Source organism: Pseudomonas sp. GM33, from assembly GCF_000282295.1.
Classification (GTDB): domain Bacteria; phylum Pseudomonadota; class Gammaproteobacteria; order Pseudomonadales; family Pseudomonadaceae; genus Aquipseudomonas; species Aquipseudomonas laurylsulfatiphila.
This window is the reverse complement of sequence record NZ_AKJO01000179.1, coordinates 32,244-45,897: the sequence shown is the minus strand read 5'-3', so window position 1 is coordinate 45,897 and position 13,654 is coordinate 32,244. Positions and strand designations below refer to the sequence as shown.

The window sequence follows — 13,654 nt, the reverse complement described above, 5'->3', positions numbered from 1 at the left end:
CCTCTAAGCGATACGAAGCGTGCCCGCCAGCGGCAGCGGCAGGGCGTCGACGGCTTTGCACTGGGCGCGGCGGTCGCTGTTCAACGGGATGTCGTAGGTGATGCGTGCGCCATAGCGACCAGGCGCATGCGGGTCGAGACGGACCTTGTCGAACACCAGCAGGCGGGTGCCGAGGCTGAAGCCTTCGGAGAGGTCATGGGTGACCATGAACACTGTCAGCCGGGTCTCGCGCCACAGTTCCAGGAGCAAGGCGTGCATGTCTTTGCGGATGCCCGGATCGAGAGCGCCGAAGGGTTCGTCGAGCAGCAACACCCGAGGCTTCATGATCAGCGCCTGGGCAATGGCCAGCCGTTGTTGCATGCCCCCGGAGAGTTGCGCCGGGTACTTGTCCAGCGAATGGCCGAGGCCGACTTTGTGCAGCAGCACCGAGGCCTGTTCGCGCGCCTCTTTTTTCGCACTGCCGAACAGGCGCCCGAGCAAGGGCGAACGCGGCAGTTCGAGGCCGAGGGCGACGTTGTCCAGCACGCTCAGGTGGGGGAACACCGAGTAGCGCTGGAACACCACGCCACGGCTGGCATCCGGTTCACCGGCCAAGGGCTGGCCGTCGAGCAGGATCTCGCCGCGACTGGCGCGTTCCTGGCCGAGCAGCAGGCGCAGAAAGGTCGATTTACCACAACCGGACGCACCCACCAGTGTGCAGAACTCACCCTCGTTGACGTCCAGGTTGAGGCCTTCGAGCACCACCTGATCGGCGTACTGCTGCCAGACGTTTTTAACGGTGATGAAGCTCATTTGGCGGCCCCCTCATACCAGGGGAACGCACGCCGAGTCAGGCGTTTAAGGCCCCAATCCATCAGCCAGGCGAGCAGGGTGATCCACGCCACGTAGGGCAAGATCACGTCCATCGCCAGGTAGCGGCGCACCAGGAAGATCCGGTAGCCGAGGCCGTCGGTAGAGGCGATGGCTTCGGCGGCGATCAGGAACAGCCACGCCGAGCCGAGCATCAAGCGCAGCGAGATCAACAACCGTGGAAGCAGTTGTGGCAGCACCACCCGCAGCATCAGGGTCCAGGTGGACGCGCCGAGGGTCTGGGCCTTGATCAGCAGTTCCACGGGAATCTCCCGGGCACGCTGTTCCAGGTCCCGGGCCAGCGCCGGGGTGATACCGATGACGATCAGCATCACTTTCGACAATTCCCCCAGGCCGAAGACGATGAACAGGATCGGCAGGATCGCCAGCGGCGGCACCATCGACAGCACCGTCAGCAAGGGTGACAACGGCGCACCGAACAGCGGCAGGGTGCCGGCGGCGATGCCCAGGCACAGCCCGGCCAGGGCGCTGATGCCCAGGCCGATGGCCAGGCGTTGCAGGCTGGATGCCGTGTCCTCCCAGAGCAGGTAGTCGCCGGTGCGGGTGTCGGCCAGGAAGGCCAGGCGTTTCACCGCATCGGTCATCTGCACGGCGCTGGGCAGCAGCTTGTCGTTGGGGTTGTCCGCCAGTCGCTCGGCCGAGCCCATGAAATAGGCGAACAGCACCAGGGCGAAGGGCAGGATCACCAACAACAGGCGACTCGGGCGGTCCGGGTGACGGTTGATCAGGCGCATGGCCGGTTCTCCTGATTACAGCTTGGCGTCGGCGGCCATCTGCACGTAGCTGGGGTCGAAGCGCAGCTTGAGGTTGCCTTTGTCGCCGCTGGTCACGCCGTTGGCGAAGGCCATGCCGACGGCGCTGGTGTCCTTGGCGCCTTCACCGAGCAAGCCGTGCTGGAAGGAAAACTCGGCGACCTTGCGCATGGTTTCCGGCAGTTGCTTGCTGGTGGAAAAGGCGAGGGCTTCCTTGGGCGTGGCGAACAACTTGGTGGTGTCCAGTTGCGCCTGGAAACCCGCCAGGTCAGTGCCCGAGGCCTTGGCCATGTGTTCCAGCGCGGCTTTGCTGGCGGCGTTTTTCGCGTTCATCAACTCAACCACTTCAAACCAGGCACCGGTCAGTGCCTTGCCCAGGGCCGGGTTGTCTTTGAGGGTGGCGCTGTTGACCACCATCATGTCCATGATTTCGCCGGGGATCTGGCTTGAGTTGAACACTTCAGTCACCGCGGGCTTGGCCTTGATGTCCGATAGCATCGGGTTCCAGGTGGTGACGGCGTTGACCTGTTCGGTGTTGAAGGCGGCCGAGATATCGGCGTCGGAGGTGTTGACCACTTTCAGGTCTTTCTCGGTGAGGTCCACCGAATCCAGCGCCCGGGCCAGCAGGTAATGGGAGACCGAGAGCTCCACCAGGTTGACGTCCATGCCCTTGAGGTCGGCGACCTTCTTGCCTTCGCCCTTGAGCACGATACCGTCGTTGCCGTTGGAAAAGTCGCTGACGATCAGCGCGGTGCTGTCGACGCCGCCGGCGGCCGGAATGGTCAGCGCGTCCATGTTGGTCATGGTGCAGCCGTCGAACTGGCCGGCGGTGTATTGGTTGATCGATTCGACATAGTCATTGAGCTGCACCACATCGATCTGGATGCCGTACTTCTTCGCCCATTTGTCGACGATGCCCTGGCTGCCGGCGTACTCCCACGGCATCCAGCCGGCGTAAATGGTCCAGCACACGCTGAAGTGGTCTTTCTGGGCGGCCTGGGACGAGAAACTCACGAGGGCGGCGAACGCAGCAGCGAGCAGGGCGGGTAAACGAAGCTGGGACATGGTGGTTCTCCAGTTGATCAAGGACGCACAGGACGGCAGCGGCACCGCTAACGGTGGCTTGTCTCCCGGGCTTTTGTCCCGCCGTGTAACCTCAACTGGAGGTCGCCAACTCTCGGACCAGTCACTCGCAATTGCGAGCCGGAACCCTAGTCAGCCATTTGCAAATTGTGGTGCCGCGAACCTGTATTGACTCCTGCACGCAGTTGTTAAAGCGAGAGACGTGCCAAGTTGGCCCGAGCGCTCTAGCGTGGGCGACAGGGCGGTCGACGGTGTTGATGGGAGGGGCGCACTGCCTTGTGATGGTGCGCGGGTGCACCGCTTTGGAACCTGTCCGCCGCTGATCAGAAGGAGGGTGCAACATCGCACTTGGCAGGGGATTGCCAGTCAAAACAGATGTCAGTCGGTGTGTGCCGACTGCTGTCACAGGTCTTTACGGAGGCCGCTATGTTACGTCGATTGTTGTTGGGGGCAGTGCTTGGTCTCGGACTGTCTGGCTGCTACTACTACGACGGTCCCGCCGACGTCTACGGGGGATCTTATTACTACCCCGGTTACTACTCGCCTTATTACTACGGTTACTACGGTCCGCGTTACTACGGTGGTTATCGCGCCTATTACTACGGTGGGCATGGTTACTCCCGTGGCCACGGGTATTACGGCGGTGGACATCACGGTGGTGGATATCGCGGTGGGCATCGTTAATCAGGGCGTGAATAGATGAAAAACCTTTCATCGGGCAGATGTTTCTACTTGTTTCGGTGACGCACCAGATCCCGAATTCGATGTCTGATCTTTCGACAGTCAGCGAACATTTGACTGTCGCCTGCCAGCGTCGCTGGTGTGGCTCACCCGCGGTCCAGGAGGCCGCCATGCTCTGTCAAAAAACGCTACGGCGAATTCTTCTGCTTGCTGTATTGGGATTGTCACTGGGTGGGTGTGTGCCTTACTACGATGAAGGAGGCAGTTACTACAGTTCCGAGGTCTATACCTCGCCATCGCCAACCTATTACGCCGGAGGGAGTTCCTACTACTCCAATGGCGGCGGTTACTACACACCGCCGCCCCGGTACTACATGCCGCCTGCGCGGTATTACCAGCCGACACCGCGTTATTACTCACAGCCGCGGATGTATCAACCGTCGCGCCATTACCAGTCGGCCCCTCGTTATTACCAGCCGTCGCGGGGTGACTACCGCGCGCATCAGAACCATGGCTGGGACGGCCGTAACCGCGGAGGCTGGAACAATGACTATCGCGGTCACGATGGGCGCAGCAATCGTGGTGGGCGTGGTGATCACAACGGACGGGGCGGTCAACGCTAGCCAGTCGCAGTTCTAATGTGGGAGCGGGCTTGCTCCCACAGTGTTGTGTGCAGTTTTCAGTATTCGGACAAATCCGCCAGCGGATGCCGACCTTCCCAAGCCTTGTGAAAATGCGCCTCGACCACCGCATCCGGCACGTTGTTGATGTCCGGCCAGTGCCAGTGCGGCTTCTGGTCCTTGTCGATCAACCGCGCACGCACGCCTTCGCTGAATTCCGGATGACGACAGCAATTGAGGCTCAGGGTGTATTCCATCTGGAAGACTTCGGCCAGCGACAGGTGCCGGGCCCGGATGATCTGTTCCCATACCAGATGCGCAGTCAGCGGCGCGCCTTCACTCAGGGTCCTGGCCGCGCGGCTGAGCAACAGATCGCTGTGGTCGCGCAGGGCGCTGATGGCCTTCCAGGCGCAACGCACATCGCTGACATCCAGTAGCTCGTCGATCTGCCGACGGCGCGGCAACCACTGGGCTTCGGGCATCTGCGCCACGGCTTCCTGCTGCAAGGCCTTGAGCAGGCTGTTGAGCTGCATGGGTGTCTGTTCCTGCCAATTCAATTGCAGCAGGCCTTCGATCAGCTCCGGCTGCTGCTCATCGAGCATGAAACGATCCGCCAGGTCCAGATCGATGGCATCGCGGCCGTTCATGTGCGCGCCGGTCAGGCCCAGGAACAACCCAAGCTTGCCGGGCAGGCGCGACAGGAACCAACTGGCGCCAACATCCGGGTACAGGCCGATGCTGATCTCCGGCATGGCCAAGCGGCTGCTCGGCGTGACGATTCGGGTGCTCGCTCCTTGCAACAGTCCCATGCCGCCGCCGAGCACATAGCCGTGCCCCCAGCAGATCAACGGCTTGGGGTAGGTGTGCAGTTTGAAGTCCAGGCGATACTCCGCCGCAAAAAACTGCGCAGCCAGTGGCGGTACTTCCCCCGGATGGACGCGACAGGCTTCCACCAGGCTGCGAACCTCACCGCCGGCGCAAAAAGCCTTGGCGCCATTGCCGCGCAACAGGACGCAGACGATCTGTGGGTCCTTGGCCCAGGCTTCCATGCGGTCGCGCAGGGCGTTGATCATCGGCAGGGACAGGGCGTTCAGGGATTTTTCGGCGTCCAGGCTGGCGATGCCGATGCGCGCGCCGTCGGTGCCGGTGAGTTCTTCGAAGTGCAGATTCATCGTGACCTCGATCGGGAATTTGAGGGTTAAGTATGATCGCTATGTGGGAAAGTGCCGGATCTGCATCAGATCAATTGACAAGCGTGGTGAGCTTTCCTAGGGTTCGCCCCATTGTTTTTGCCGGATGTAACCATGACTGCTGACGACCGTATCAAACTCGAACCGGGCTGGAAGGAGGCACTGCGTGCCGAATTCGACCAGCCTTACATGGCAGAGTTGCGAAATTTCCTGCAACAGGAGCGGGCGGCCGGCAAGGAGATCTATCCGCCGGGGCCGATGATTTTCAACGCGCTCAATTCCACGCCGCTGGACAAGGTCAAGGTGGTGATTCTCGGTCAGGATCCCTATCACGGCCCGGGCCAGGCTCACGGTTTGTGCTTCTCGGTGCAACCCGGCGTGCCGGCGCCACCGTCGCTGGTGAACATCTATAAAGAGCTCAAGCGCGACCTGAATATCGACATCCCCAACCATGGCTACTTGCAGAGCTGGGCCGATCAGGGCGTATTGATGCTCAACACCACCATGACCGTCGAGCGCGCCAACGCCAATGCCCACAAGGACAAGGGCTGGCAGTTTTTCACCGATCGGGTCATTGAAGTGGTCAGTCAGCAGCAGCCGCATCTGGTGTTCATGCTGTGGGGCGCCCATGCTCAGAGCAAGCAGAAGCTGATCGATGCGACCAAGCACCTGGTGTTGACCTCGGTGCACCCGTCACCGCTGTCCGCCTATCGCGGCTTCCTCGGTTGCGGGCACTTCAGCCGCACCAACAAGTTTCTGGAGCAGAATGGCGAGTCGCCGATCGAGTGGCGGTTGCCGCCGGTTTGATGATTGCCCGGGCGGGCCTTTGTGGCGAGGGAGCTTGCTCCCGCTCGGCTGCGCAGCAGCCGTAAATCCTGCATATGCGGTGTGACTGTAGAATCCGGATGTGGAAAGGGGGGGGGCTGCTTCGCAGCCCAGCGGGAGCAAGCTCCCTCGCCACAGGTCTATCAGTCTGAATCCGGATTGCGGTTCCAATACTTGAACAACGGCTCCGCCAGAAACAGCACAAACAGCAACCTCATCACCTGCATCGCCGTCACCAGCGGCACCGACAATTGCAGGGTCTCCGCCGTCAGGCTCATCTCGGCAATACCGCCGGGCATCATACCCAACGTCAGTGAGCGCAGATCCAGGTGGGTCAGCGCACTCAAACCCAGGGCCGCTGCAGTCGCAATCAACATGGTCAGCACCGTGCCGATCAAGGTGCGGCCCATGAACGAAGGCGCGCGCCGGAAAAACTGCCGGTTGAAGTGACAGCCCAGGCCGCTGCCGATCAACCACTGGCCGATCTGGCTGCCGCCGTTGGGCAAGCCGATGTGCAGATCCCAGCCGATGCTGACTGCCGCACTGACCAGCAAAGGCCCGAACAGCCAGGGGTTGGGTTGACGCAGGCGTTCCCAGATCCAGGCCGCCAATGCGCCAGCAGGAAACAGCACCGCCAGCCAGCGCCAATCGATGCTGCCCGCGTGGGCAATCGGCGCACCGTCACCCAGCAAATACTTGAAGGCTGCCGGTACGCACAGCACCACCACCAACACCCGCAAACTTTGCCCCGCCGCTACATGGCTGAGCACCGCACCATTGCGCGCGCCGAGGTTGACCATCTCCCCGGAACCGCCGGGCATGCTGGAAAAGAACGCGGTGGCGCGATCCTCACCGGTACGGCGCATCAGCCACACGCCGACCACGGCGGACAGGCTGGTGACCAACGCCCCGAAGAAGATCAGACCGAAATGACTCAGCACCTGCTCCATCACCAGCGGGGTGAAGTGCAGGCCGATACCGATGCCGACGATCCACTGGCCGCACTTGCGGCCGCCAGGGATTTCGGCCAGTTGCCAGGGGGTCAGGCAACGCACGAGGATGATCGCCAGCAACGAGCCGACCATCCACGGCAAAGGCCAGCCGACCTGGCTGGCGAGGTAACCGCCCAGCAGGCCGACCAGCGGGGTTCCCCACCAGGCTTTGAACGGTGTTCGATCAGACATCGGGGATGATGCGTTGCGCGGCCGAACGTTTGCGCCAGATACGGATGAGTGGCATCAGCAGCATGATCGCCGTCAGGATCCAGCAACCGAAGGTGATCGGGCTCGACCAGAGGATTTCCAACGCACCGTTGGAAATCGACAGGGCGCGGCGCAGGTTTTGTTCCATCAATCCTCCGAGGATGAAGCCCAGCAATACCGGCGACAGCGGGAAGTCCAGCTTGCGCAGGATATAACCGAAGATACCGATGCCGATCATCAGGAACAGATCGAACGTTGTCGCGTGCACCGCGTAGACACCGATCCCGGTGATGATCGCGATCACCGGCACCAGCGCCCAGTTCGGCACGGCGAGGATGCGGGTAAAGATGCGGATCATCGGGATATTGAGGATCACCAGCATCACGTTGGCGATGAACAACGAAGCGATCAGGCCCCATACGATGTCCGGTTGCTGCTGGAACAACAGCGGGCCGGGGGTGATGTTGTACAGAGACAATGCACCGATCATCACCGCCGTGGTGCCGGAACCTGGAACGCCGAGGGTCAGCATCGGCACCAGCGCACCGCAAGCCGCGCCACCGATGGCGGTTTCCGGCGCTGCGAGGCCGCGCATGTCACCCTGGCCGAAAGTACCCTTGGCACCCGCCATGCGCTTTTCGGTCATGTAGGCCACGGCACTGGCCAGGGTCGCACCGGCACCCGGCAATACGCCCATGATGAAACCCAGTACACCGCAACGGATGTTCACCACGAACACCGACGCCGCTTCCTTGAAGTTGAACATCATCCGGCCGGTGGCTTTGACCGCTTCCTGGCCGTGGTGGGTTTTTTCCAGCAACAGGAGGATTTCGCTGATGGAGAACAAGCCCAGCACCAGCACGACGAACTGGATGCCGTCGGTCAGGTGAATGTTGTCCCCGGTGAAGCGATACACACCGCTGTTGGCGTCGATGCCGACGGTCGACAGGAACAGACCGATCAGCGCCGCGATGAACGTCTTCAACGGACGGTCACCGGCCATGCCGCCGAGGCAGACAATCGCAAACACCATCAGTACGAAATATTCCGCGGGGCCGAAGGCAATCGCCCATTTCGCCAGCAGCGGGGCGAACAGCACCATGCCGCAGGTCGCGATAAAGGCACCGATGAACGAGCTCCATGCCGACAGCGACAGTGCTACACCGGCCAGGCCTTTGCGGGCCATCGGGTAACCGTCGAGGGTGGTCATCACGGTGGACGCTTCGCCCGGAATGTTCAGCAGAATCGAGCTGATCCGGCCGCCGTATTCGCAACCCAGGTACACCGCCGCCAGCAGGATCAGTGCCGACTCCGGTGGCAGGCCGAGGGCGAATGCGATCGGGATCAGCAGCGCCACGCCGTTGATCGGCCCCAGGCCAGGCAACAGGCCGACCACTGTACCGATCAGGGTGCCGCACAATGCAGTCACCAGGTTGTACGGGCTCAGCGCGACGCCGAAACCCTGACCCAAATAGCCAAGAGTATCCATATCAGTTCTCCAGAACGTCGAGCACGCCCAAGGGCAGCGGTACGTCCATCAACTTGTCGAACAGCAGGTAGAGGCCGACGGCCATCAAGCTGATGATCACGATGCTTGGCACCCAGCGACCGCCATACAGTCGCGCCATGGGCACGCCGATCAGGATGCTGGCGACGATGAAACCCAGGGGCTCGAAGGTGCCGGCGAACACCAGCAACAGCACCACGCAGATGCCGATCTTGGTCAGGGTTTCGCGATCCAGCGGCGGCTCGTCGGCACTGTGCTTGATCGGTGCCGGACGGAACACCATGTACAACAGCGCTGAGCCCATCAGGCCGAGCATCAGCAATGGAAAAGCCCGAGGCCCCACCGGTTCGTAGGAAAAAGCCGCTTGGTACGGCCACGCCATCAATGCCAGGCCGAGACAGGCCAGCAACAGCACCGAAGCAAAAATGCGTTGTAAGAGCATGAGGAACTCCTGTGCCGCGACTCCGCCAAACGGAGTCGCGGCCACTAGACTGAGGCGATCACTGGATCAGGCCGAACTCTTTGGCCAGCACTTTGTAGTCCGCGACCTGCTTCTTCACATAGGTGTCCAGCTCCGGGCCGGTCATGGCGAACGGGAACAGTTCACGCTGGTCGCGCAACTTGGCGAACTCCGGTGAAGCCAGCAGTTTGTCGAAGGAGTCCTTCCACCAGGCGTAGTCCTCGTCGCTGACCTTCGGCCCCAGGTAGAAGCCGCGAACCACCGGCCAGACGATGTCGTAGCCTTGTTCGCGGGCGGTCGGGATGTCCTTCATTTCCGGCTCGTCCAGACGCTTGTCGGAGAACACCGCCAGCAGGCGCATATCACCGCTCTGGATGTGTGGCATGGAGTCGGAAATGTCGGTGCTGCCAACCTGGATATGACCGCCGAGCAGGGCCGTGGCGATCTCGCCGCCACCTTCGAGGGCGACGTAACGCAGGTCACGCGGGTTGATCCCGGCGGCCTTGGCGATCAGCGCGGTCTGCATCCAGTCCTGGCTGCCGACGGTGCCGCCGGAACCGATCACCACTTTGCTCGGATCTTTCTTCAGGGCCTGGACCAGATCGTCGAGGGTCTTGTAGGGCGAATCGCTCTTCACCGCGATCGCGCCGTAGCTGGTGCCAACGGCGGCCAGCCAGCGCACATTGCTTTCATCGAAACGACCGAACTTGCCTTGGGCCAGGTTCAGCAGTGAACCACTGGACCAGGCCACCAACGTACCGGCATCGGCCGGACGCTGGGCGACCACCGCGTTGTACGCCACCGCGCCGACACCGCCGGGCATGTAGGTCACCCGCATCGGTTTGGTCAGCAGCTTTTCGTTGACCAGCGCGCTTTGCGCCAGTTTGCAGGTCAGGTCGAAACCACCACCGGGCGAGGCCGGGGCGATGCATTCCGGGCGTTTAGGCTCGGCCATGAGTTGGCCGGCGAACAGCACACAGCTGGCGGCGAGGGCGAAACGGCGCATTGAACGATTCATTTTTGTCTCCAGTGGAGTTTTTGTTTTTCGGGATGATTCAGGTGCGACGATTTCGCGCGGTGCTGGTGTATTCGAATCCACTCGGACTGAATGACGAGCAGCCGGCTTCGGCGCTGGCAAGCGTAAACATCGGGGAACAAGAGAAAGGGCGGGGCGGGCAAGCCTGAAGCTGTGTGGACAGCATGGTGCAGTACCTCGTTTATTGTTCTTATTGGCGAAAACGCTTCGAGGCGTTTTTCGGTAGTTACATGTCAAAGCACGTTTTCAAACTACGATTCGATGGTCAGCAGTCGAAACCATCCGTGGGGTGACTCTAACCACCCAACCTTTCGCTAACCTTTCAGCGGGCTTTCACGGTTTTTCGGGCTTCACAGCGGTGATTGCGGCTGTAAACTCCGCGCCAAAGAATGGCGTCGGCCATCCCTGAACGAGGTATAGATCCATGCGTGTCCTGCTCGTCGAAGACCATTTGCAGCTCGCCGAAAGTGTCGCCCAGGCGCTCAAGAGCACCGGGCTGACCGTGGACGTTCTGCACGATGGCGTGGCCGCCGACCTGGCGCTGGGCAGCGAGGAATACGCCATGGCGATCCTCGATGTCGGCTTGCCGCGCATGGATGGTTTTGAAGTGCTGGCGCGCCTGCGGGCGCGGGGCAAGAACCTGCCGGTACTGATGCTGACCGCCCGCAGCGACGTCAAGGATCGGGTCCATGGCCTGAACCTCGGCGCCGACGATTACCTGGCCAAGCCGTTCGAACTGACCGAGCTCGAGGCTCGGGTCAAGGCGTTGCTGCGTCGCAGTGTGCTGGGCGGTGAGCGTATCCAGCGTTGTGGTGTGCTGGCTTATGACCTGGAAACCCGGCGTTTCACCCTCGGTGAAGAATTGCTGACCCTGACCTCCCGCGAACAGGCGGTACTCGAAGCCCTGATCGCGCGCCCCGGTCGGGTGATGAGCAAGGAGCAACTGGCGTCGCAAGTGTTCGGTCTGGATGAAGAGGCCAGTCCCGATGCGATCGAAATCTACGTGCACCGCCTGCGCAAAAAACTTGATGGTCAGCCGGTCGCCATCGTGACCTTCCGTGGCCTCGGTTACTTGCTGGAAAGCCGCGATGCATAAGCCCAGCAGCTTGCGCTGGCGGTTGTTGTGGAACCTGGCGCTATTGCTGGTGGTGTTGATGCTGGCCAGCGGGTTGAGCGCCTACTGGAACGGTCGTGAAGCCGCCGACACGGCCTATGACCGAACCTTGCTGGCCTCGGCGCGCACCATCGCCGCCGGCGTTTCCCAGCGCGACGGCACCCTGAGTGCCGACGTGCCCTACGTGGCCCTCGATACCTTTGCCTACGACAGTGCCGGGCGAATTTTCTACCTGGTCAACGACATCAATCAGAAGCTGATTTCCGGTTACGAAAACTTGCCCGCACCACCGCCGGGAACGCCGCGCACCGATGACTATCCGGCGCTGGCACGTTTCTACAACGCCCAGTACCGCGGGCAGAACGTGCGCGTGGTGAGCCTGCTCAAGCCCGTGAGCGAGCCAAACATGAACGGCATGGCGGAAATCCGCGTGGCGGAAACCGATGAAGCGCGCGTCAGCATGGCCCGCAGTCTGGCGGCGGATACGTTGCTGCGCCTGGGCATGCTGGCAATCGGTGCGTTGATGCTGGTGTGGTTTGCGGTGAGTGCCGCGTTGCGCCCGCTGGAACGCCTGCGCACGGCGGTGGAAGAGCGCCAGCCGGACGATCTGCGCCCCTTGCCATTGGTGGAAGTGCAGCGCGAATTGTGGCCGCTGGTGCGCGCCCTCAATCACTTTACCGAGCGTCTACGTGGACAGTTCGAGAAGCAGGCGCAATTCATTGCCGACGCCGCCCACGAACTGCGCACGCCATTGGCAGCCCTCAAGGCGCGACTGGAGCTGGGCATGCGCTCGGCCGAGCCCGATACCTGGCGCAGCACGCTGGAGACCGCCGCCCAGGGCACTGACCGCTTGACCCATCTGGCCAATCAGTTGCTTTCCCTGGCACGGGTCGAAAATGGCGCCCGGGCGATTGCCGAGGGGGGCGCGCAGTTGCTCGACCTCAGTCAACTGGCTCGGGAACTGGGCATGGCCATGGCGCCGTTGGCCCACAAGCGCGGCATCGCGCTGGCGCTGGAAGCGGATGAACCGGTCTGGTTGCGGGGCGAGCCGACGCTGTTGAACGAACTGCTGAGCAATCTGGTGGACAACGCACTGGCTCACACGCCGCCGGGCGGCAATGTGATTCTGCGGGTCTCGGCGCCCGCCGTGCTGGAAGTCGAAGATGATGGCCCCGGTATTCCTCTTGAGGAGCGCGACCGGGTATTCGAACGCTTTTATCGGCGCAATCAGCAAGTGGCCGGTTCAGGGTTGGGGTTGGCGATTGTCGGCGAGATCTGCCGCGCGCATCTGGCGCAGATCAGCCTGCACGATGGTGAGCGGGCGGGGTTGAAGGTGCGGGTGAGTTTTGTTGCAGGGGAGTGATGCGCGGTGTCTGTTCTGGCCTCTTCGCGAGCAAGCCCGCTCCCACAGGGATTTGTGGTGCTGCATAGATCCAATGTGGGAGCGGGCTTGCTCGCGAAGGGGACAACGCGGTCCTTGATCAGTAAAACATCGACCGTGTTTCTTCCAGGTCGGCGCACATCACCTCGTCGTCGATGTCGATGCCAAGCGCATTGAAGGCCGGCACGCCCAACGGATCAATACGAGCGAACGGATGGTCGGTGTCCTTGTGGCAATACAGGCTGGCCACCTGCACCAGATCCACATAGTCGATCTGCGCCGATTGGCGTTTGAAATTCAGGTAGAGCTGCGGCACCTGCACCAGCATGTCGGGAAAGTCCCAGACCTTGAGCAGCTTTTCGCCGATCAAGGGATGTATCCGGTCGATCACATGGTTGAGGCTGACCGGGTCGGACAGCAGTTCATAGTGATCTTCGGCGTAGGTCAGGATCGGCAGCACGCCGATCTGATGCACCAGCCCGCCAAGAGCAGCCTGGTCGGGCTTGAGCCGGGTATAACTGCGGCACAGGGCATAGCTGACGCCGGCGATTTCCAGGCTTTTGCGCCAGACTTCGCGCATTTTCTGTTCCACCACGTCGGAGCGGGCGTGGAAAATCTGCTCCATGACCAGGCCGATCGCCAGGTTGCAGCTGTAGTTGATGCCCAGGCGAGTGATCGCGGTGTGCAGGTCGGTCACTTCCTGGGTCGCGCGCAACAGCGGGCTGTTGACCACTTTGATCAGGCGCGCCGACAGCGCGGTATCACGGCCGATCACTTTGCTCAGGGTACTGACGCTGACTTCCGGGTTTTCCGCGGCCTTGCGAATTTGCAGGGCCACTTCCGGTAACGTTGGCAGAACCAGGTCATCGTTATTGATGGCCTCAACCAAATCCTGTTGGACCTTTTCCGCCAGCTCGCTCATTGAGTCTCTCT

At 61.7% G+C, this 13,654-nt stretch carries 14 protein-coding genes and 1 riboswitch; of the genes, 5 read left to right on the top strand and 9 right to left on the bottom strand.

The features are described 5' to 3' along the window. Positions 1–3 precede the first annotated feature (3 nt). The 3 genes from PMI26_RS02685 to PMI26_RS02695 are packed head-to-tail and all read right to left on the bottom strand — an operon-like array spanning position 4 to position 2,687. The gene (locus PMI26_RS02685; protein WP_007979828.1) at positions 4–792 is read right to left on the bottom strand and encodes an ABC transporter ATP-binding protein; all 789 of its coding nucleotides are present in this window, start codon (positions 790–792) and stop codon (positions 4–6) included. Continuing rightward, positions 789–1,604 (bottom strand): ABC transporter permease, encoded by an 816-nt coding sequence (locus tag PMI26_RS02690; RefSeq protein WP_007979827.1) that lies wholly within the window; start codon positions 1,602–1,604, stop codon positions 789–791. The genes PMI26_RS02685 and PMI26_RS02690 overlap by 4 nt, the downstream gene beginning before the upstream one ends. 15 nt (positions 1,605–1,619) lie before the next feature. Beyond that, positions 1,620–2,687 carry a putative urea ABC transporter substrate-binding protein gene (locus tag PMI26_RS02695; RefSeq protein WP_007979824.1) on the bottom strand — a complete coding sequence of 356 codons (1,068 nt, stop codon included), beginning with the start codon at positions 2,685–2,687 and terminating at the stop codon, positions 1,620–1,622. A 60-nt stretch (positions 2,688–2,747) separates the two neighbouring features. After that, a riboswitch (guanidine-I (ykkC/yxkD leader) is annotated at positions 2,748–2,848 on the bottom strand. 283 nt (positions 2,849–3,131) lie between these two features. Between PMI26_RS02695 and PMI26_RS31015 the strand changes: the two genes are divergently transcribed. Both PMI26_RS31015 and PMI26_RS31010 read left to right on the top strand, forming a co-directional pair. Next, positions 3,132–3,389 carry a hypothetical protein gene (locus PMI26_RS31015; protein WP_007979822.1) on the top strand — a complete coding sequence of 86 codons (258 nt, stop codon included), beginning with the start codon at positions 3,132–3,134 and terminating at the stop codon, positions 3,387–3,389. 167 nt (positions 3,390–3,556) lie between these two features. Next, positions 3,557–4,009 (top strand): hypothetical protein, encoded by a 453-nt coding sequence (locus PMI26_RS31010; protein ID WP_007979821.1) that lies wholly within the window; start codon positions 3,557–3,559, stop codon positions 4,007–4,009. A 56-nt stretch (positions 4,010–4,065) separates the two neighbouring features. On the opposite strand, the gene PMI26_RS02700 is transcribed toward PMI26_RS31010, so the two are convergent. Beyond that, positions 4,066–5,178 (bottom strand): enoyl-CoA hydratase/isomerase family protein, encoded by a 1,113-nt coding sequence (locus PMI26_RS02700; RefSeq protein WP_007979818.1) that lies wholly within the window; start codon positions 5,176–5,178, stop codon positions 4,066–4,068. Between the two features lie 132 nt (positions 5,179–5,310). On the opposite strand from PMI26_RS02700, the gene ung reads away from it, so the two are divergent. Beyond that, on the top strand, positions 5,311–6,003 hold the full coding sequence (gene ung / locus PMI26_RS02705) for a uracil-DNA glycosylase (RefSeq protein WP_007979816.1): 693 nt from the start codon (positions 5,311–5,313) through the stop codon (positions 6,001–6,003). A gap of 161 nt (positions 6,004–6,164) precedes the next feature. Here ung and PMI26_RS02710 read toward each other — a convergent pair whose 3' ends face one another. From PMI26_RS02710 to PMI26_RS02725, 4 genes are read right to left on the bottom strand one after another with little or no spacing between them, the layout of a single operon-like run. Beyond that, positions 6,165–7,205, bottom strand: coding sequence for an AbrB family transcriptional regulator (locus tag PMI26_RS02710; RefSeq protein WP_007979814.1), 1,041 nt, complete (start codon positions 7,203–7,205; stop codon positions 6,165–6,167). Then, positions 7,198–8,712, bottom strand: coding sequence for a tripartite tricarboxylate transporter permease (locus PMI26_RS02715; RefSeq protein ID WP_007979812.1), 1,515 nt, complete (start codon positions 8,710–8,712; stop codon positions 7,198–7,200). The genes PMI26_RS02710 and PMI26_RS02715 overlap by 8 nt, the downstream gene beginning before the upstream one ends. Position 8,713: 1 nt before the next feature. Then, complete coding sequence (locus PMI26_RS02720) at positions 8,714–9,172, bottom strand: tripartite tricarboxylate transporter TctB family protein (RefSeq protein WP_007979809.1); 459 nt, start codon at positions 9,170–9,172, stop codon at positions 8,714–8,716. A 58-nt stretch (positions 9,173–9,230) separates the two neighbouring features. After that, positions 9,231–10,208, bottom strand: a complete 978-nt coding sequence (locus PMI26_RS02725; protein WP_007979806.1) for a Bug family tripartite tricarboxylate transporter substrate binding protein — start codon at positions 10,206–10,208, stop codon at positions 9,231–9,233. A 442-nt stretch (positions 10,209–10,650) separates the two neighbouring features. On the opposite strand from PMI26_RS02725, the gene PMI26_RS02730 reads away from it, so the two are divergent. Together PMI26_RS02730 and PMI26_RS02735 are read left to right on the top strand one after the other, a co-directional pair. Then, positions 10,651–11,322 (top strand): response regulator, encoded by a 672-nt coding sequence (locus tag PMI26_RS02730; RefSeq protein ID WP_007979804.1) that lies wholly within the window; start codon positions 10,651–10,653, stop codon positions 11,320–11,322. Continuing rightward, positions 11,315–12,703: a sensor histidine kinase gene (locus PMI26_RS02735; RefSeq protein WP_007979803.1), complete on the top strand. Its 1,389-nt coding sequence runs from the start codon at positions 11,315–11,317 to the stop codon at positions 12,701–12,703. Before PMI26_RS02730 ends, PMI26_RS02735 begins: the two co-directional genes overlap by 8 nt. Before the next feature lie 118 nt (positions 12,704–12,821). Here the strand turns inward: PMI26_RS02735 and PMI26_RS02740 are convergent, their stop codons facing one another. Further along, entirely contained in the window at positions 12,822–13,643 is an 822-nt protein-coding gene (locus PMI26_RS02740) for an HDOD domain-containing protein (RefSeq protein ID WP_007979801.1), read from the bottom strand. Between the last annotated feature and the right edge of the window lie 11 nt (positions 13,644–13,654).

Coding starts and splice junctions, on each gene's coding strand:
- PMI26_RS31015 (WP_007979822.1), top strand. CDS start 3,132: ATGTTACGTCGATTGTTGTTGGGGGCAGTGCTTGGTCTCGGACTGTCT.
- PMI26_RS02690 (WP_007979827.1), bottom strand. CDS start 1,604: ATGCGCCTGATCAACCGTCACCCGGACCGCCCGAGTCGCCTGTTGTTG.
- PMI26_RS02725 (WP_007979806.1), bottom strand. CDS start 10,208: ATGAATCGTTCAATGCGCCGTTTCGCCCTCGCCGCCAGCTGTGTGCTG.
- ung (WP_007979816.1), top strand. CDS start 5,311: ATGACTGCTGACGACCGTATCAAACTCGAACCGGGCTGGAAGGAGGCA.
- PMI26_RS02735 (WP_007979803.1), top strand. CDS start 11,315: ATGCATAAGCCCAGCAGCTTGCGCTGGCGGTTGTTGTGGAACCTGGCG.
- PMI26_RS02685 (WP_007979828.1), bottom strand. CDS start 792: ATGAGCTTCATCACCGTTAAAAACGTCTGGCAGCAGTACGCCGATCAG.
- PMI26_RS02720 (WP_007979809.1), bottom strand. CDS start 9,172: ATGCTCTTACAACGCATTTTTGCTTCGGTGCTGTTGCTGGCCTGTCTC.
- PMI26_RS31010 (WP_007979821.1), top strand. CDS start 3,557: ATGCTCTGTCAAAAAACGCTACGGCGAATTCTTCTGCTTGCTGTATTG.
- PMI26_RS02740 (WP_007979801.1), bottom strand. CDS start 13,643: ATGAGCGAGCTGGCGGAAAAGGTCCAACAGGATTTGGTTGAGGCCATC.
- PMI26_RS02715 (WP_007979812.1), bottom strand. CDS start 8,712: ATGGATACTCTTGGCTATTTGGGTCAGGGTTTCGGCGTCGCGCTGAGC.
- PMI26_RS02695 (WP_007979824.1), bottom strand. CDS start 2,687: ATGTCCCAGCTTCGTTTACCCGCCCTGCTCGCTGCTGCGTTCGCCGCC.
- PMI26_RS02700 (WP_007979818.1), bottom strand. CDS start 5,178: ATGAATCTGCACTTCGAAGAACTCACCGGCACCGACGGCGCGCGCATC.
- PMI26_RS02730 (WP_007979804.1), top strand. CDS start 10,651: ATGCGTGTCCTGCTCGTCGAAGACCATTTGCAGCTCGCCGAAAGTGTC.
- PMI26_RS02710 (WP_007979814.1), bottom strand. CDS start 7,205: ATGTCTGATCGAACACCGTTCAAAGCCTGGTGGGGAACCCCGCTGGTC.